The organism is Streptomyces sp. NPDC048584, from assembly GCF_043199595.1.
GTDB classification, from domain to species: Bacteria; Actinomycetota; Actinomycetes; order Streptomycetales; family Streptomycetaceae; genus Streptomyces; species Streptomyces edwardsiae.
Genome location: NZ_JBICWF010000015.1, coordinates 22,109 through 40,416, shown reverse-complemented (window position 1 = coordinate 40,416; position 18,308 = coordinate 22,109). Strand labels below are relative to the sequence as shown.

The 18,308-nt window shown below is 72.7% G+C and carries 13 protein-coding genes; all 13 read right to left on the bottom strand.

Going from position 1 to position 18,308, the window contains the following annotated elements:
• Nucleotide 1 precedes the first annotated feature (1 nt).
• Nucleotides 2-649: a PIG-L deacetylase family protein gene (locus ACGFR9_RS28635; RefSeq protein WP_393214265.1), complete on the bottom strand. Its 648-nt coding sequence runs from the start codon at nucleotides 647-649 to the stop codon at nucleotides 2-4.
• Entirely contained in the window at nucleotides 646-1,440 is a 795-nt protein-coding gene (locus ACGFR9_RS28630) for a glucose-1-phosphate cytidylyltransferase (protein WP_393213874.1), read from the bottom strand. Before ACGFR9_RS28630 ends, ACGFR9_RS28635 begins: the two co-directional genes overlap by 4 nt.
• On the bottom strand, nucleotides 1,437-2,672 hold the full coding sequence (locus ACGFR9_RS28625; RefSeq protein ID WP_393213871.1) for a class I SAM-dependent methyltransferase: 1,236 nt from the start codon (nucleotides 2,670-2,672) through the stop codon (nucleotides 1,437-1,439). The genes ACGFR9_RS28630 and ACGFR9_RS28625 overlap by 4 nt, the downstream gene beginning before the upstream one ends.
• Complete coding sequence (locus tag ACGFR9_RS28620) at nucleotides 2,669-3,910, bottom strand: glycosyltransferase (protein ID WP_393214262.1); 1,242 nt, start codon at nucleotides 3,908-3,910, stop codon at nucleotides 2,669-2,671. Before ACGFR9_RS28620 ends, ACGFR9_RS28625 begins: the two co-directional genes overlap by 4 nt.
• A gap of 2 nt (nucleotides 3,911-3,912) precedes the next feature.
• The gene (locus tag ACGFR9_RS28615) at nucleotides 3,913-5,142 is read right to left on the bottom strand and encodes an O-antigen ligase family protein (RefSeq protein WP_393213868.1); all 1,230 of its coding nucleotides are present in this window, start codon (nucleotides 5,140-5,142) and stop codon (nucleotides 3,913-3,915) included.
• 1 nt (nucleotide 5,143) lies between these two features.
• Nucleotides 5,144-6,679 (bottom strand): right-handed parallel beta-helix repeat-containing protein, encoded by a 1,536-nt coding sequence (locus ACGFR9_RS28610; protein ID WP_393213865.1) that lies wholly within the window; start codon nucleotides 6,677-6,679, stop codon nucleotides 5,144-5,146.
• Between the two features lie 14 nt (nucleotides 6,680-6,693).
• On the bottom strand, nucleotides 6,694-8,628 hold the full coding sequence (locus ACGFR9_RS28605) for an alginate lyase family protein (RefSeq protein WP_393213863.1): 1,935 nt from the start codon (nucleotides 8,626-8,628) through the stop codon (nucleotides 6,694-6,696).
• Nucleotides 8,625-10,802, bottom strand: a complete 2,178-nt coding sequence (locus ACGFR9_RS28600; RefSeq protein ID WP_393213860.1) for a bi-domain-containing oxidoreductase — start codon at nucleotides 10,800-10,802, stop codon at nucleotides 8,625-8,627. Before ACGFR9_RS28600 ends, ACGFR9_RS28605 begins: the two co-directional genes overlap by 4 nt.
• A 63-nt stretch (nucleotides 10,803-10,865) precedes the next feature.
• The gene (asnB, locus tag ACGFR9_RS28595) at nucleotides 10,866-12,788 is read right to left on the bottom strand and encodes an asparagine synthase (glutamine-hydrolyzing) (protein WP_393213857.1); all 1,923 of its coding nucleotides are present in this window, start codon (nucleotides 12,786-12,788) and stop codon (nucleotides 10,866-10,868) included.
• A 3-nt stretch (nucleotides 12,789-12,791) separates the two neighbouring features.
• Entirely contained in the window at nucleotides 12,792-14,306 is a 1,515-nt protein-coding gene (locus ACGFR9_RS28590; protein ID WP_393213854.1) for a Wzz/FepE/Etk N-terminal domain-containing protein, read from the bottom strand.
• Nucleotides 14,303-15,676, bottom strand: coding sequence for a Wzz/FepE/Etk N-terminal domain-containing protein (locus ACGFR9_RS28585; RefSeq protein ID WP_393213851.1), 1,374 nt, complete (start codon nucleotides 15,674-15,676; stop codon nucleotides 14,303-14,305). Before ACGFR9_RS28585 ends, ACGFR9_RS28590 begins: the two co-directional genes overlap by 4 nt.
• Nucleotides 15,673-16,953 (bottom strand): glycosyltransferase family 4 protein, encoded by a 1,281-nt coding sequence (locus ACGFR9_RS28580; RefSeq protein WP_393213848.1) that lies wholly within the window; start codon nucleotides 16,951-16,953, stop codon nucleotides 15,673-15,675. Before ACGFR9_RS28580 ends, ACGFR9_RS28585 begins: the two co-directional genes overlap by 4 nt.
• On the bottom strand, nucleotides 16,943-18,259 hold the full coding sequence (locus ACGFR9_RS28575) for a nucleotide sugar dehydrogenase (protein ID WP_311648509.1): 1,317 nt from the start codon (nucleotides 18,257-18,259) through the stop codon (nucleotides 16,943-16,945). Before ACGFR9_RS28575 ends, ACGFR9_RS28580 begins: the two co-directional genes overlap by 11 nt.
• Nucleotides 18,260-18,308: the final 49 nt, after the last annotated feature.

The following is an 18,308-nucleotide window of genomic DNA, read 5'->3' as shown; positions in this document are numbered from 1 at the left end:
TTCAATCCCCCAGGTCGAGAGTGAGTTTGGTGACGGCGAACGCCTCGGCGTAGCGCGCCTGGCATTCGATACCGCGGATCCGGGCAAGCCCCAGGAAGGCCTCCCGGTCGTACCAGGGCCGGTGCCGCTGCGACGCGTAGTGCTCCTGCAGCAGCCGCACCTTCCGCTCGGCGGTCTCCGGTGTCAGCGGCTGGTAGGCCACCATCCGGCCGAGATCGCCGTCCCACTTGACGATCTCGTAGCCGAGTACGAGATGGTCGCGGAACGCCGTGGGTATCAGCCGCGCCAGACCGCGGTGGTCCTGGTGCGCGTCGTCGGTGCGCGGGGCCAGGATCAGGTCCGGTTCGGTCCGCCCGCGCAGTTCCTCCACCGCGGCCTTGGCCTCCTCCCAGTGCACGGGCAGCCGCCCGTCCGGAAGTTTGAGCACGGTCGGCCGCAGATCGGCGCCCGGGCAGAACGCGGCGAGCGCCGCCCGTTCCTCCCGCTCCCGCTCACCGCCGCCGCCGGAGAGCACCAGCGCGTCGACGCGGACGCCCGGCCGGGCGAGGCACAGCGTGAGCAGGGTGCCGCCGGCGCCGATGGCGATGTCGTCGCAGTGCGCGCCCACCGCCACGATCCGCTCCAGGCCGCCGGTACCGAGCCGGATCACCCGCTCACCCCCGCCCCGGCCCGCTCCCACACGGCCCACGGGCGCTCCCCGCGGGCGTAGGCGGCGTCGAGCGCGGCCCGCTCCTTCACGGTGTCGGTCGGCCTCCAGAAGCCGCGGTGCCGGTGCGCCACCAGCCGCCCCTGCTTGGCCAGCCCGCCGCAGCCGTCGGCGACCAGATCGCCGTCCTCGGGGATGTGGTCGAAGACCTCCTGGCGGAGCACGAAGTAGCCGCCGTTCTCCCACAGCGGCATGTCGCTCACCGCGGTGATGCCGCCCACCAGCCCGTCCTCGCCCAGCTCCACGCAGTGGAACGACGACTGCGGCGGCACCACCATCATCGACGCGCCCGCGTCCCGCCGGGCGAACCTCTCGATCATCTCCGGCAGCGGGGCGTCGGTGAGCACGTCGGCGTAGTTGGCGAGGAACATCTCGTCGCCGTCCAGATGGTGCCGGACCCGGCGCAGCCGCTCCCCGATGGGCGACTCGATACCGGTCTGCGCGAACGTGATCGTCCAGTCCGAGATGTCGGTGGACAGCAACTCCGTGCGCCCGCCGCGCAGGACGAAGTCGTTGGACGTCGTCTCCTCGTAGTGGAGGAAGAAGTCCTTGATGTGGTGGGCCCCGTAGCCGAGGCACAGGATGAACTCCCGATGTCCGTAGTGCGCGTAGTAGCGCATCACGTGCCAGATCAGCGGGCGCGGCCCCACCATCGCCATCGGCTTCGGCACGTCGTCGGCGGCGCCGCTGCGCATCCGCATCCCGTAACCGCCGCAGAACAGTACGACCTTCATCGCTCGACCTCGACAATGCTCAGTTCCGGGATGGGGAAGACCAGCCGGCCGCCCCACTCGTGCACGAAGGACAGCTGCTCGGTCAGCTCCTCGCGCAGGTTCCACGGGAGGACGAGGACGTAGTCGGGCCGGTCGGCGGCGATCCGTTCCGGCGGCAGTACCGGGATACGGGTGCCGGGGGTGAACCTGCCGTGCTTGTACGGATTGCGGTCCACGGTGTACGGCAGCAGGTCGGGGCGGATGCCGCAGTGGTTGAGCAGGGTGTTGCCCTTGCCGGGAGCGCCGTAGCCGACGACCGTCTCCCCGCGCTCGGCCGCGTCGATGAGGAACCGCAGCAGATCCCGGCGCACCTTGGCCACCCGGGCGGAGAACTCGGCGTACCCGGTCAGCTCCCGCAGTCCGGCCGCCTTCTCGCGGTCCAGCACCTCGGCCACCCGCCGGGACGGCTCCCCGGCCACCCCGGACGGCCGCGACCACAGCCGGATGGAGCCGCCGTGTGTCGGCAGCAACTCCACGTCCACGAGCGTGAGTCCGCCGCTCGCCAGGGCCCGTGCCGCCGACGCGACCGTGTAGTACTGGAAATGCTCGTGGTAGATCGTGTCGTACTGGTTCTCCTCGATCAGGGTGAGCAGATGCTGCACCTCGATGGAGACCCAGCCGTCGTCGGCGACCAGGGCGCGCAGGCCCTGGGTGAAGCCGACCACGTCGGGGATGTGCGCGTACACGTTGTTGGCCACGACCAGGTCCGCCGGGCCGTGTCCGGCGCGGACGGCCGCACCGGTCTCCGGGCTCAGGAACTCCGTCACCGTGGGCACACCCGCGTCCCGCGCCGCCGCACCCACGTTCACCGAGGGCTCGACGCCCAGGCAGCGGATGCCCCGGTCCACCACATGCCGCAGCAGGTAGCCGTCGTTGCTCGCGACCTCGACCACGAACGAGTCCGCGCCGAGCCCCAGCCGTTCCACCGCACCCTCGACGAACGTCCGCGCGTGTTCCACCCAGGAGTGGGAGTACGAGGAGAAGTACGCGTACTCGCTGAACGTGTCCTCGGGTGTGATCAGCGGCGGGATCTGCGCGAGCCAGCACTCGGTGCAGACCCGCAGATGCAGCGGGTACGCGGGTTCCGGCCGGTCCAGTTGCTCCGCGGCGAGGAAACTCTCGCACGGCGGTGTCGCCCCGAGGTCGACGACGCTCGCCATCGCCTCCGAGCCGCAGAGTCGGCATCGTGTCATCTGCTGTTCCCGTCCCCCCTGCCCGCGCGCGTGTCCCCGCCGCGAGCCAGTGCCGACCGCCCCGCGATCGCGGTGCGGTACCCCTCCACCAGGCGCTCCAGCCCGACGGCCGGGCTGAAGCCCTGTTCGTAACGGAGCCGGGCCGCCCGGCCCATCTCCGCGTTGCGCTCCCCTTCGGCCGTGATCCGGCGCAGACAGGACGCGAGCGAGGCCGCGTCGCCCGGCCGGTGCAGCAGCCCCGTCCTCCCGTCCTCGACGAGTTCGGTGAAGGCGCCGTGACCGGCGGCGACGGCCGGCACCCCGGCAGCCATCGCCTCCACGACCACCAGCCCGAACGCCTCCAGCCAGGTCGAGGGCGCCACCACGGCGACCGCCCGCGCGAGCGCCCGCCGGCACCGCACCGGGTCGTACAGGCCGACGTACCGCACGTCGTCCCGGCCCGCCGCCCACGCGGCCACCTCCCCCTCCAGCGGCCCCGTGCCGGCGATCACCAGCGGTACGCCCGCACCGCCGCCGGCCGCGATCCCGTCCCAGGCGGCCATGAGCAGCCGTACGCCCTTGGCCTCCGCGAGCCGGCCGAGATACAGCACATGCTCGCCGGGGCCCGAGCGGCGGGCGTCGGTGTCGGGCACGAAGTTGTGCTTCACCGCCATCCGCCCGGCCGGCATACCTGCCCCCACCAGGACGTCACGCTGCGCCGCCGAGATGCAGAAGAACCGGTCCACACCGGTCCACCAGCGCCGCCTGTTGGCCGACAGACTCACCGCGAGCGGCACCGTCGCCAGCCGGGAGTTCCGGTAGCAGCCGTGCCGCACGGCGGGCAGCGGGGCGGACCCCACGCACTCCGTGCACGGACGGCCGTCCCGCTGCAGCGTCCCGGGCGGACAGACCTGCGTGTAGTTGTGCAGCGTCGCGACGGCCGGCACCCCCGCGTCCGCGCAGGCCGCGAGGACCGACGGCGACAGCAGCGGGAACACGTTGTGGACGTGCACCACGTCCGGCCGCTCGGCGCGCAGTCGCGCCGCCAGCTCCCTGCGGACCCCCGGATTCCACGGCACCAGGAGCGGCACCGCGGCCTTCCCCGGCAGGGACCGGCCGGCGATGTCGTCGCTGCGCCGCTCGAACACCCCGGCCTCGTGACCCGCGTCGCGCAGCAGCTCCACCTCCTGGCCGACGACCTTGTTCTCCCCGCTCGGCTGCGCCGAGCCGTAGTGGTTGTGCACCACGAGGACACGCATGCTCACGTCACCTCCGTTCGCCGGGCCCAGCCCGGGACACGTCGTCGAGGGGCCGGTGGCGCCGGGGAGGTGTCCGCGGCCGGTGCCGCGAGCAGGGAGGCGGCCAGTGCCAGATGCAGCAGATACGGCGACGCGTCGCCGAGCCCCGCCTCGGTGTACGACGCGAGCGCGCAGTAGCCGATCAGGAAGATCGCGCAGGCCCGCGCCAGTGAAGGCGGCCGCAGCAGCGCCACGGCACCCAGTACGGCGATGAACGCGGCCACCAGGACGACACCGGTCATGCCCTGCTCCTGGAAGACGGCCAGCCAGGAGTTGTCGATCGGCAGCCCGCCGTACGACTTGTCGCCGAGGCCCACGCCGAACAGGAACTCCGAGGTCGACCTGGGCGCCGCCAGCAGCGCGTCCCACACCTTCTGCCGGCCGGTGAGACTGGCGAAGTTCTCCTGGCTCTGCCCGCGCAGGAACCACGACTGCAGCCACGAACTGAACCCCACCGCGGCCACGGCCGCGCACAGCACCGTCCAGGCGAAGAACCGGCGGGCGGCGGAACTGGTCAGCACCAGCGAGCCGATCGCCAGCAGCAGCCCGGCGAGCATGCCGAGCGTGGCCGTCCGGGTGTGGGTCAGCGCGAGCAGGATCAGCGAGGGCACGGCGACCAGCGCCGCGCTCCTGCGGTCGGTCCGGCCGCCGAGCACGAGCAGCACGGTCAGCCCGATGATCACCGCCGCGTACTGTCCGATCTGCGGCGGGGTGAGCGGCCACAGCGCGCCGACCAGCCGCCCGCCGTACAGGTCGGGCAGGGCGGCGCCCGGCGAGATCACCGCGCCCGCGGCGACCGACGCGAGGACCGCGAAGTACATCCGGATGTGATGCCGTACGAACGTCAGACCGCCGTCCCACCAGCGGCTGAGCAGCCACAGTGTCCCGATGAACAGCGCCAGCCGGGCGCAGCGGAACAGCGCCCCGAACCCGGACCCCAGGTCCGCGCTGGAGAGGAGGCTCGGCACCAGCAGCAGGGTGAGCAGGAACAGGTAGGCGTTCGGCCGCACGCGCAGCCGCAGATTGACCGCGAGCGCCAGCACGAACGCGGCGACCAGCGCGCCCATGGTGACCATCTGGATCAGGGAGCGGGGCAGCGGGACGATGGTCTCCGCCCCGGTGGAGCCGAGGGTGTTGAGGATCAGCAGTCCCCACACCGTCCCGACGGTCTTCGGCGTGCGCTCCTCGTCCATCTCAGTCACCGCCCCGCGCGCGGAAGGTGCTGCCCGTGTCCTGCCGGTACGGCGCGCCCCGCCACTGCGTGGAGTCGACCACCTGGCTGGGGTCGTGGACGACGAACTGCCACGGTCCGACATAGACGTTGTCGTGCCAGCGGTTGTGCTGCTCCAGCGTGATCGCCTCGGCGACCCGTTCGCCCTGGTACGGCGACCAGTCCGGGTAGGTGCCGTAGTTGGCCAGCACCGCCATGCGGTCGCACTGCGACGTGCAGTCGAGGACCGACTTGTCCAGCACGAAGCGGTTGTCGTGGATGTCCACCCGCTGGGTCCGCCACCGGCAGTCGGTGTAGAGCGGCTCGGAGGCGATACCCGGCTGGGCGCAGCGGTCGGTGTCCTCCACCAGGAGAGTGCAGTCACCGGAGGAGGTGTTGGCCGGGCTGTTGCAGAACCGGTCGGCGTTCTCCCACAGGGTGATCCCGGACCAGTTGTTCTCCAGCAGGTTCCGGTACACCTCGATTTTGTCGGTGCGGGCCGGGACCCGCGGTTCACCGCCGGACTCGGACAGATAGACCGTCGCGAACGGGAAGGTGTCGCCCCGGTCGGCGTACTTACGGCCCTCGACCACGTTGTTGCCCCGGACGGTGTTCTTCCGGATGACCGCGTTGTAGCTGGTCTCGTAGATCAGCGCGGCACCGTCGTTGGCCTCCAGCACGTTGTCCTCGATGAGGAAGTCGTTGTTGTTGGTGTCCGCCCACAGACCCGTCCCGCGGTTGTCGTGCACCCAGTTGCCGCGGATGTCGGCGCCGTCGACGGCCCAGAACTTGATGCCGCCGGTGCAGCCGCAGCCCTGCTCCCGCCGCTCCCAGTCGCCGGTGTTGTTGCCCGTGATCTCGTTGCCCTCGACCACCAGATCCTCGATGGAGTCACCGGCCTTGTACGCGTTCATGCCGTACTGGCCGTTGTCGCGCAGACAGCTGGCGCGGACCTCCTGGCGGGCGCCCGCCATCAGCCCGGCGCCGGAGTTGTCGCGGATCGTCGCGTGCTCGATCCTCCAGCCGTCGGCCGAGTCGTGGTTGACCACGCCCTCGTTGCGCGGTGCGACGAAACGCCGCACGGTCAGATGGCTGACGGTGACATCGCGGGCGTCGCCGCCGAACGCGTACCGGTTGGTCCCACGGCCGTCGAGCACCGCGCCCGGCGCGCCGATGTAGCTGTTCCCCTCCTTGGGGGCGACCTGGGCGTACGGGTCGGGGTCGAGCCGGTGCGTGCCGGGTGCGAGCCAGAACGTGGTGTGCGCGGGGTTGCTCTTCGTCTTGGCGGCCAGGTCGCCGGGGACCGCGGGATCGACCTTCACCGCGCCCGCCGGTGCCTTCGCCGGTCCGGCCACGGGCTTGTCGCACACCCGGGCCACGGACGCGGCCGGCGCGGAGGTGGGCGCCGCGGTCGGCGCCGCGGTCGGCTTCGGCCGGGCGTCGTCCGGTGTGCCGCTGTCACAGCCGGCCGCCGCCAGCAGCGCCAGCGCCAGCGCCGACGCCCGCCACTTGCTTCCCACGTGTCCTCCTCTCCCTAGCCCTGGAATCCGAGTACGGTGACGAACTCCCGTGCGTCGTCGGTGAAGCCGGTGCCGATGAGCGTGGTGGCGGGTTCCTTGCGGCCGAAGCCCGCGGAGTACCAGCCCAGTGGCGGCGCGCTCTCGCCGCGGTGCGCCCGCCAGGACAGCCGCGCGGGCAGTTCGAGCACGGCCGAGCGCTCCTCGCCGTCCCGGGTCCAGGTGAGCAGCGCCCGGTCGTCCGTCAGTTCCGCGGTGACCGCCGGGCCGAGGTGGTACGCCAGCCGCACCTCCCGGCGTGCGCCACGCACCTCGTCGACCACCTTCAGCTCATGTGTGGCGGCGATGAGTTCGACCCTGCGGCGGTGTACCGAGGGCCGGTAGCCGTCGTGTTCGGCACACCAGCGGGTGGTGTCCGCGGTCAGGACGCGGCTGCGCGCGTGCCGGGTCCACAGGAACGGGCCGCCGGAGACCGACTGGTCGGTGCCGTCGAGCTGCAGGGTGTTGTGGCCGAGGGTGGAGCGGAAGTACCGCCGCCACTCCGGCTGTCCGTGATAGCAGTACGTCCCCGGGTCGGCGAGCACCTCGACCCCGTCGTGCCGTACCTCCACGGACAGCGCGTCCGCGTGGGCGTGCGCGGCGATCGACAGGAACCCGTGCGGACCGCCGTCGCAGCGGCACCAGATCCCGCCGGGACCACGCAGGATCGTCATCCCCGCGTCGGCGAAGTGCCCCGGCCTGCTCGCCGGGCGCGCGGTACCGCTCCTGGGGTAGGGCCGGAGCAGCGCGGCCAGCAGTGGGGTGCGCACATCGGTGCCGGTCACCTCCGGCCACCAGTCGAGCCGCCCGAAGACCGCGTCACCGGTGGCGAGCAGCGAACCCCAGCGGCCGGTGCCCGCGCCGTCCACGACCAGACCGTGGCCGTCGTCCGCGTCCCCCTGGCGCGGCGGCCGCAACGCGTCGTCCACGACGGCCGCGAGCGCGTCGGTCATCCGCAGCAGCACCAGTCGTACCGACGCGGGCACCGGCACCCCGGCGGCATCCGCCTCGGCCACCGCGGCCAGACCGAGTTCCAACACCAGTCCGTGGTATTCGGTGGCCAGTTCACGGTTGAGACCGGAACGGAAGGTGTTGTGCCGGAGCTGCCGCTCCAGCGAGCGCAACGCCCCGGATCGCCAGCGCGCCGACTCCGGGAACCAGCCGAAGGCGCAGGACGCGGCCAGCTGCCCGGCGGCTTCGGCGATCACATGGTTGTTCGCCGACGAACCCCGGCTGGGAAAGGCGGCCAGCCAGCGCTGGTGGTGCCAGATCTGCGCCGACGCCGCCGGGTTGTCCTCGAACAGTGCGGCCGCGCCCGGCCAGCCGTCGAGCAGCCGGCGGATCCACACCCAGGACAGCAGCCGGATCCCCAGCTCGATACCGCTCGTCCAGTGCACCCCGCGCAGCGGCGGGTTGGCCGCCCACCACGACCGCAGCAGCCCGTCCACCCGCTCCGCGTACCGTTCGTTCCCGGTGACCGCGTACGCGGCGGCGAGGGCGGTGAGGAACTGGTGCCGGGACGGCTCCCAGATCTGCTTGATGTCCCCGACCGCGTCCTCGTCCCGGTACGGCACGTCGAAGGCGTAGCCCGACGGGGCCCGCCGCCCGGTCTTCGGGTCGTAGGCCCAGTCCGGACCGGCCAGGTCGTCACGGTCCACCCCGAAGAACCCGCCGTGCCCGCCCATCAGCCGGTCCGCCTCGGCGACCAGCCGCTTCACGGCGTCCGGCGGCACCGAGGCGACCGCTTCGGCGGGCAGCACGGCGGTGAACCGGGCACCGGCCGTCTCCGGGCCGGCCGGCGGCGCCCCCGACCGCCACCGCCGCCGGCGCAGCGCGTCGCCCACCCGGCCGCCGATCTCCCGCGGCCCCATCCGGGACAGCCGCCGCAGGTACCAGGCCGTGCTCATGGTCATCGCGGCCCCGCCAGCGTCACCGGCGCCCCCGCGGCCAGGGCGGCCGGTACGGCGAGGGTGGCCGCCGTGGTGGCGACCAGCGACTCCAGCGGCACCGGCATCGGGCCGCCGGTCCGCACCGCCCTGACGAACGCGGCCAGTTCGGCGGACTGGCCCTTGTCCCGCGCCTTGGGCAGCCGCGAACTGATCCACCGCTTGCGGCCGTCGTACACCGAGGCACGCACGAAGTCGTCGAGCCGCAGCGCGCGGCCGTCCGCGACCAGGTCCAGGGTCTCCTTGGGGAATCCGGACGGGCCGGTGGTGACATAGCCGACGGTGGCGGTCGATCCGTCCGGGTAGCGCAGCACCACCTGGAGGTCCTCGCCGCCGGGCGTGGTCACCGCGTACACCGACTCGGGGTCGGCGCCGAGCAGCCAGCCCGCCGTGTCGATGAAGTGCCCGCCCTCACCGGCGAACCGGGAGCCCTCGGTGCCCTGCCGCAGATACCAGCTGCCGTGGTCGAGCCGGCCGGCGTTGACCAGATAGCGCAGGTGTCCCGGCCCGCCCCGGGCACCGAACCGCTCCCCGGCCTCCCGCAGCAGCGGCGCGAAGCGGCGGTTGAAGCCCACCTGCAGCCGGTCGTTGCCGGATTCCTCCACCGCCGCGAGCACACCGGCGAGTTCGTCCTCGGTGAGCGCCAGCGGCTTCTCCACGAAGACGGCCTTGCCGGCCAGCAGCGCCCTGCGGGTCAGCTCGGCGTGCGAGCTGTGCCGGGTGACCACGAACACCGCGTCGACGGACGCGTCACCGAGCACGGCGTCGAGATCGGTGGTCGCCTCACGGAAGCCGAACTTCCGCTGGGCGTTGGCCGCCGACAGGGCCGTCGTGGTGACGACCGTGGACAGTTCGACTCCGTCGCGCTGGGCCAGGTGCGGCAACAGCATCGAGGTCGCGTAATTGCCCGCGCCGACGAACGCCAGGCGTACCGGCGTCTGCACGGCCCTCGCCGGACTCCGCCCGACCCGCACCGGCGGTACGGTCACCACCGGGGCCCCGGCCCCGGTGTCCGGGCCGCCGGGGTACCGGAACAGCACGGCCACCGCCTTCAGGCCGCCGTCCTTGAGGCTCTGATACGTCTCCACCGCGTCGGCGAAGTCGGCCGTGTGGGAGACCAGGGGCTCCACGTCGACCCGGCCGCGGGCGACGAGGTCCAGGAAGCACGCGAGGTTGCGGCGCTCGGTCCAGCGGACATAGCCGATCGGGTAGTCCCGCCCCTCGAGTTCGTACTCCGGGTCGTAGCGACCCGGGCCGTAGCTGCGGGAGAAGCGGACGTCGAGTTCCTTCTCGTAGTACGCGTTCCAGGGCAGGTCGAGGCTGCACTTGCCGATGTCGATCACCCGGCCGCGGTCGCGGCTCAGCCTGGCGGCCAGCTCGACGGGCTGGTTGCTGCCGCCGCCGGCGGCCAGATACACCTGGTCCACGCCGTGGCCGTCGGTGAGTTCGGCGACGGCGCTCTCCACGGCCGACGACGCCGGGTCGCCGCAGGCATCCGCGCCCAGGCGTTCGGCGAGCTCGCAGCGCGCCGGGTCGGGGTCGGCCCCGACCACCCGGACCCCCGAGGCCGCCAGCAGCTGCACCACCAGCTGCCCGATCAGCCCCAGGCCGATCACCAGGGCCACCTCACCGAGCCGGGACTCGCCCTGGCGGACCCCCTGCAGCGCGATCGAGCCGACGGTGCCGAACGCCGCGTGCCTCGGCGCAAGACCGTCCGGCACGGGGACGTAGAGGTTCTTCGGCACCCAGTTCAACTCGGCGTGCAGCGCGTGCTCGTTGCCCGCGCAGGCCACGAGGTCGCCCACCTTCACGTCGTCGACCCCGGCACCGACCCGCTCGACCACCCCGCACAGCGAATAGCCCAGCGGCGTATAGGAGTCCAGCTTGCCCATCACCTTGCGATAGGTGGCGGGCACCCCGTTGGCGGCCACGCTCTGCACCACCTTGGCCACCTGGTCGGGGCGGGAACGGGCCTTGCCCACCATCGACATGCCCGCCTCGGACACCTTCATCAGCTCGGTGCCGGTGGAGATGAGCGAGTACGCGCTGCGCACCAGCACACCGCCCGGCTTGCACCCCGGCACCGGTACGTCGAGCAGGGCCAGCTCGCCGCTCTTGTAGTTCTGTACGACCTGTTTCACCGAAGTCCTCTTCGTCTCTACGCCGGTTCTCTACGCCGTTCCGTACGCCGCGTCTCCACGCCGTCAGGGAGCCCGGCCGGGTCCGGAGGTCGCGCCGCGGTACCAGTACTCGAGGGTCAGGACATGCCACAGATGCTTGGAGAAGTCCTGCTGCCCGGACGCGTCCTCGGCGACCATCCGCCGCAGCGCGTCACGGCGCAGGAACCCGGACCGCACCAGCTCGCCGTCGTTGACCACCTCACGCACCAGCGGTGCCAGATCCCGGCTCATCCAGGCCCGCAGCGGGGCGCTGAACAGGCCCTTGGGCCGGTAGACGATCTCCCGGGGCAGCACGGACGCCGCCGCCTCCTTGAGCACGGCCTTGCCCTGCCGTCCGGCGATCTTGCGGGCGCCGGGGAAGGCGAACGCCGCCCTGACCACCTCGACGTCCACGTACGGCACCCGTACCTCGGTCGACGCGGCCATGCTGGAGCGGTCCGTGTAGGCGAGGTTCAGGCCCGGCAGGAACATCCGGGCGTCGCCCAGGCACATACGGTTGACGAAGTCGTCGAGCGCGTTGTCCTCGTAGACGTCCGCGTGCTCGGTCAGCACGTCGTCGACCGTGCCCGCCAGGTCCCGGTCGATCAGGCCGAGCAGTTCACCCCGGTCGTACATGGTGTAGCTGCGCCGGAACGCGGTCTCCTCCGGCAGTTCGGCGAAGGAGAGGAACCGCTTCGCGAACCGCACCGACCGGTACCCCCGGGCCGCCGAGGCGACCGGCAGCCGGTCCACGACCGCCGACACCCCGCGCCGCAGGGGCCGCGGCACCCGCTGGTAGCGCAGCGCCAGCACATTGGCCAGGTGCTTGCGGTAGCCCGCGAACAGCTCGTCCGCGCCCATCCCCGACAGCATCACCTTGACCCCGGCCTCCCGGGCGGCCGAACAGATCAGGAACGTGTTGATCGCGGCGGGGTCGCCGATCGGCTCGTCCAGGTGGTACGTCATCCGCGGCAGCAGATCGAGCACGTCCGGGGCGATCTCGATCTCGTGCAGATCGACGCCGTACCGCTGCGCGACCTGCCGGGCGTAGCGCAGATCGTCCGGCATCGCCTCGAACCTCGCGTCCTCGGCGCGGAACCCGATCGTGTAGGCGGAGATCCCGGGCCGCTCGCGGGCCGCCAGCGCGGTCAGATAGCTGGAGTCGAGGCCGCCGGAGAGGAACGTCGCCACGGGCACGTCGGAGAGCAGATGACGCCGGGTCGACTCCTCGACGACGGCGGCGAGATCCGGCAGCCCCCCGCCACGGGCCCCCTCCCGCGCCTCGGCGGCGACGTCCCTCAGGTTCCAGAACCGGCCGCGCTCCACCCGGCCGTCGGGCCGGCACCGCAGCCAGCTCCCCGGCGGGAGCTTCTCCGCCTCACGGAACGCGCACCGTGAGTCCGGCACCCAGTAGTACAGCAGCGACGCCACCAGCGCCGCGTGGTCCACCTCCAGCTTCCCGCCGGTCACGGCGGCGAGCGCCTTCAGTTCGGAGGCGAACACCAGACCCTCGCCACGTCGCAGCACGAACAGCGGCTTGATACCCAACTGGTCGCGTGCGAGCACCAGTTCACCGGTCCGCTCGTCGTAGACCCCGAACGCGAACATGCCGCGCAGCCGGGGCAGACAGTCCGTGCCCCAGCGCCGCCAGGCCTCGAGCAGCACCTCCGTGTCGGACGTGCCGCGGAAACGCACCCCGGCCGCCGCCAACTCGGCGCGCAGCTCGGGCGCGTTGTACAGCTCGCCGTTGTACGTGAGCACGAGACCGTCCGACGCCATCGGCTGGGCGCCCGTCTCGGACGGGTCGATGATGGCCAGCCGGCGGTGCCCGAGGTGCACCTCGGCGTCACCGGCGGCGTGGCTGTACCGGCCCGCCCCGTCCGGGCCCCGGTGCGCGAGGACATCGGTGAGCCGGTCGGTCACGGCCTTTCCGTCCGGCCACCGGTAGGTGCCTGCTATGCCACACATGTCCTACCGTCCCTCCTGCTCACTGTCCGGGACCCGGCCGGCCGGCGTCGGCAGCCGTTCCGCCCGCGGCCGTTCCGGGCCGGGCTGCCGGACCGGCGGCGGCGTGCCGCGGTCGCGCCGCGCGGTGCGCGGCCCGTCCCACAGCGTGCCGTCGGTCCGGTCCCTCGGATCGGGGTCGATCAGCACCACACCGATCACCGTCACGCGCTGGTCCGCGAGCTGCCGGGCCACGGTGTGCAGCCATGCCGTGCCCGCGTGTCCGGCCCGTACGACGAGCACGGTCCGGGTGCCGAGGAACGGGAGGTCGGTCCACGCCGTGCCGGGCGCCACCGAGCCGACACCGATGCGGATCTCCGGACCCGCCTCGTCCGCGCCGGCGGCCACCTCGGGGTCCCCCGGCTTCGGACGGCGCCGGGTGAGGTGCGGACGGGGCAGCCCGTCGACGAGGACCACCGGTTCGTGCGCCTTCACCTCCCTGGCGACGTCCAGGGCGATCCGGCTCGCGCCGCGCGCACACCCCAGCTCCAGCAGCGACACCGGCTCGGCGGAGCCGCGCACGGTACGGGCCAGCGACAGGGCGAGCCGCGACCGGGCACCCCGGAACCGCCGGCGCCGCAGCGGCCCGCCCGGCCGGCGGGGCAGCTCCGCGAGGACCGAGGCACCGAGGTGCGCCGCGATGTCCCGGCGCAGTACCGGGCGGTCCGCCACCACCGCGCCGACCGCCGCCACCGCGAGCCCGAGAACGAGCCCGAGGACGAGCCCGATCGCGGCGTCGGTGGCCAGCGTCCTGGGCAGCGACTGCCGTACGGCATGCGGGGCGTCCACGATCTGCGTGCCGGCCACGAGTTGCGGCGTACCGATGCGCGCCTCCCCGGCCCGGTCCCCGAAGGCGGTGATCTGAGAGGTGAGTTCCGCCCGGCGGGCGAAGAGCGACTCCAGGTCCGCCGCCGCCTTCGGATCGCTGCTCGGCTCTCCGTCCCCGATCTCCTCGTTGACCTCCGCGAGTTCGTCCCGCAGCCGGTCCCGCTGCGCCAGCAGGGTCTTGGCCTCGGCGTCCGCGGCCTCCCGGATCCGTCGCACATGGTCCGCGACGAACGCCTTGGCCACCGCCTCGGCACGGGCCAACGCCTGGGCGTCGCTGTCGCCCGTCGCGGTGATCTCCAGCAGGTTGTTGGTCAGCCCGGCTCCCTCGTAGTGCTCCATGAAGTCCTCCGGCTTCTCCGGGGACTTCAGGGACCGCCGTGCCTGATCGGCGATCCGCGTGGTGTGCAGCAGCGCCGCGTCGGTACGGATCAGCGTGCCGGGATCGTTCGGCTGGTCCTGCTGGTGCGCGACCAGCACCTTCGTCACCGCGGTCGGCGGCTTCGGCAGCAGCACAGCCACCGCACCGCCGGCGAGCAGCCCCAGCAGCGCCGCGGAGCACCACAGGCGGCGCCGTCTGCGCACCGCCACCACCAGCACCTGCAGATCCAGCAGCGGAGCGGCGGCCGGTGACTCCGCACTCGTACGTGTCGTCACCCCGTACCTCCCGACGCGTCGTGGCTCCCCGCCAGCGCGGGCGCGGCGGCGTCCCGGGGACGGCCGGCGGACCGCGCCGTACGCGCCCGGTCCCGGACCGGGGCGGCGAGGACGACCCCGACGACCTCGTGGCCCGCGTCGGCGCACGCCTCCGCGATGCCGGCGAGTTCCCCGGCGGTCCAGTGGCCGGCGCCGATCACGACGAGGGCACCGGACTCCTCGCCGGAGTCCGGCACCATCGGCCGGGACACCGGCACCTCCACCACCCGCAGCAGCGGATCGCCGTCGGCCTCGGCGGCGAGCTGTCCCGCGGCCAGACGGGCGATGCCGTCGCCGTCCGGGACGACGACGAGCAGCCGCCGGGGAGCGGGCAGCCGGTTCCGGAGACGGGCGAGCACCCGCCGGGTACGCAGCCGCCGGCCGGCCTCGTCGGCGGAGACCGGCACAACGGGCAGATCCCAGCGGACGTCGGCACCCAGCAGCCGGCGGACCCCGGCCCACCGGCCACGGTCCTGAGGCCCGAGCCCGGACCCCTCCGCGGGCACATCGACGGAGCCCAGCAGCGCCGAGCCCAGCGCCGAGGCGATCTCCGGCTCGCCGCGCAGCCGGCGGCTCATCCGCGCGGCGGTGAGATGGCCGATGACCGAGACCAGCAGGAACAGCAGCGCCCCGCCGACGATCAGCTGGACCCGGGTGGGCGGCGCCTCACCGGACGGCCGGGCGGCCGGACCCATGACCACCATGTTCGCCTTGGTGCCGGCCGGACCGGACTCGTTCAGCGCGGTGATGGCCTCCTGCAGGGCGGTACGCAGCTCCGCGAGCTCGGTACGGGTCTGCACGCTCTCCACGGTGCTCCCGGGATCGGCCGCGTCGGCCAGTTCGGTGATACGGCGGCTGGTCCGTGTCACGAGCTGCCGCAGTTCCTCCGGCCGCGCCGACGCCTCCGGGGCGGTGGTGTCGTCCGCGAGCCGCGCGCTGAACGCGACGAACTCCTGGACCACCTGATCGGCGAGCTGCTGTGCCCGCCCCGGTGTCTCCGCCGTGCCCGAGACCTCGATGATGTTGCCGTCGGCGGCCTTGGCGCTCACCCGGTCCTTCAGTTCCTCGCCGTCCACACCGGCCCAGCCGAGGGCGGCGGCCGCGCGGTCGATCACCACCGAGCTGGTCGCGATCTGCGTCCGGGTCAGCAGCTCGCGCTCCTCCCACGCGCCCGGCAGCAGCACCGAGGCCGACGTGGTGTAGCGCGGCGGGAACAGTGCGGAGACGCCGTAGCCGACGAGCGCCCCCAACACGGTGAGGACGACGAGGAGCCGCCGGCGCCGGCGGACGATCCTGCCGATCGTGACCAGACGTATGGTGTCCTCGCTCAACGGCGCAGCCTCTTCCCTGCCCTGTTCGGGCCGTCCGGCGCCACCGGCGCCCGGTCACGGCAGGCGGCGTCGTACGCGGCGAGCAGCGCCGCCTGCGAATTCCGCCAGGCGAGCGCCCCGTTGATCCGCTCCCGGCCGATCTCGCCCATCCGCGCCCGCTGTTCCGGGTCGTCCAGCAGCCGTGCGATGAGCTTCGCGAACGCGCTCTCGTCGTTCGCGGGCGCGTAGAGGGCGGCGTCACCGGCGGAGACCCGCGCCTCCTTCAGCTCAAACGACACGATCGGCCGGCCCATCACCATGTACTCCAGGACCTTGTTCATGGTGGACACGTCGTTGAGCGGATTGCGCGGATCGGGGGAGAGGCACACGTCCGCGGTGGACAGATAGCGCACCAGGTCGGCGTCCGGTACGCGCCCGGTGAACCGCACCTGCCCGTCGAGCCCGAGCCGCCGGGACAGCTCCACCATCGCGTCGAAGGTGTCACCGCCGCCGACGAACACGGCGTGCCAGTCGGTCCGCCCCATCTCGTCGCGCAGCTTCGCCAGCGCCCGCAGGGCGTAGTCGACACCGTCCTGCGGCCCCATCACGCCCAGATAGCACAGCAGATGGGGCTTGCCCTGCTTCAACTCCGGCTCGGGCGGCACCGGGTGGAACCGTTCGGTGTCGGGCGCGCTGCGCACCACGAACACGTCCTCGGGCCGGCGTCCGCCCCGGCGCACCGCGACGTCCTTGTAGCTCTCGTTCGTGGCGAGTACGACGTCGGCGGCCCGGTAGGTCGCCCGCTCCAGCGCGCACACGGCCCGGTAGAGCAGGTCCTTGCCGCGGTCGAACCGGGACAGGTACAGCTCCGGCACCAGGTCGTGCTGGTCGAAGACGAACCGCGCCCCGCGCCGCTTCAGCCACCGGGCGGGCAGGAACAGCAGGTCGGGCGGATTGCAGGCGTGGACCACGTCGACCGGACCGACCTTCCGGGCCAGCCGGACGGTGTGCCACAGCGCAGACCCGTACTCCCGGGGATACCCGGCGGGCCCTCCGGTGGCGGCGCGCAACGGGTAGCGGTGGATGCGTATCCCGTCGATCACCGCCTCCGGCTCCGTGTCCCGCTTGGTCCCCCGGGGGCAGATGACGTGCACCTCCCAGCCGGCGTCGCGCAGTGTGGCGCACTCCTGCCACACCCGCCGGTCGAACGGCACCGACAGGTTCTCCACCAGGATCAGCGCGCGACGGCCGCGGCCACCACCGCTGTTCGTGTCGTTGAACGACGAGTCACCAGGCAAGGCCCATGTACCCCGGTTCGGCCCGGCGCGCCTCGGCGTCGGGGAGGTGGACGAGATCGACGATCACCGGGCCGCCGCCATGGGGCAGCGCCGACAGCACGGCCGGGTCCCTGGTCCCGACCAGGCACACCTCGGAGTGCTCCAGCACCTCGTCCACGGAGTCCGCGAGGAGCTGCGCGAGATGCGGCAGCCGGGTCTCGATGTACTCGCGGTTGGCGCCCAGCAGCCTGGACAGGCTCACATGGGCGTCGAAGATCCGCAGGTCGTACCCCTTGCCGAAGAGCCGCTCCGCCAGCTCGACGAGCGGGCTCTCCCGCAGGTCGTCGGTGCCGGGCTTGAAGGACAGCCCGAACAGGCCCACCCGGCGCTTCCCGGTGCGTTCGACCAGCTCCACCGCGCGCTCCAGATGCGCGGAGTTGGACGGCAGCACATGGGAGAGGATGGGCACCGACACATCGGCCCGCTGCGCCGCGTGCACCAGGCTGCGCAGGTCCTTGGGCAGGCAGGAGCCGCCGAAGGCGAAACCGGGCCGCAGATAGGCGGGGCTGATGTTCAGCTTGCGGTCGGCCAGGAACACGTCCATCACCTGGTGCGAGTCCACACCGAGCGCCTGGCACACCGCGCCCAGCTCGTTCGCGAAACCGATCTTGAGGCCGTGGAAGGCGTTGTCCGCGTACTTGATCGCCTCGGCCGTCGGCACCGGCACCCGGAACACCTCGCCGGGCAGACCCTCGTACAGCCGCGCCACCACATCGCCGCTCGACGGGTCGAGTTCGCCGATGACGGTCTTGGGCGGGTCGAAGAAGTCCCGCACGCTGGTGCCCTCGCGCAGGAACTCCGGGTTGACCGCCACCCCGACGTCCACCCCGGCCGTGCCGCCGACGTACTTCTCCAGGATCGGCAGCAGCAGGTTCAGACAGGTGCCCGGGAGCATGGTGCTGCGGAACACCACCGTGTGCCGCCCGCCCCGCTCGGCCAGCGCGGCACCGATCTGCTCGGTGACCCGCTCCAGGTACGTCGTGCACAGGCTGCCGTTGGGCTCCGACGGGGTGCCCACGCAGATCAGCGACACCTCGCTGGCCATGATCGCCTCGCGTACGTCGTCGGTGGCGCGTAACGCCCCGCTCCGTACGACGTCGGCGATGAGCTCACCGATCCGCTCCTCGACCACCGGGGCCTTGCCGTCGTTGACCAGGTCGACCTTCACCTGGTTGACGTCCACCCCGACGACCTCGTGCCCCATGCTCGCCAGGCACGCGGCCGACACGCAGCCCACGTAGCCGAGCCCGAACACGCTGACTCTCATGACCCGTTCCTCCCCCAGGGCAGGCCCCTTCGGCCTGCGGTCCGCGCGC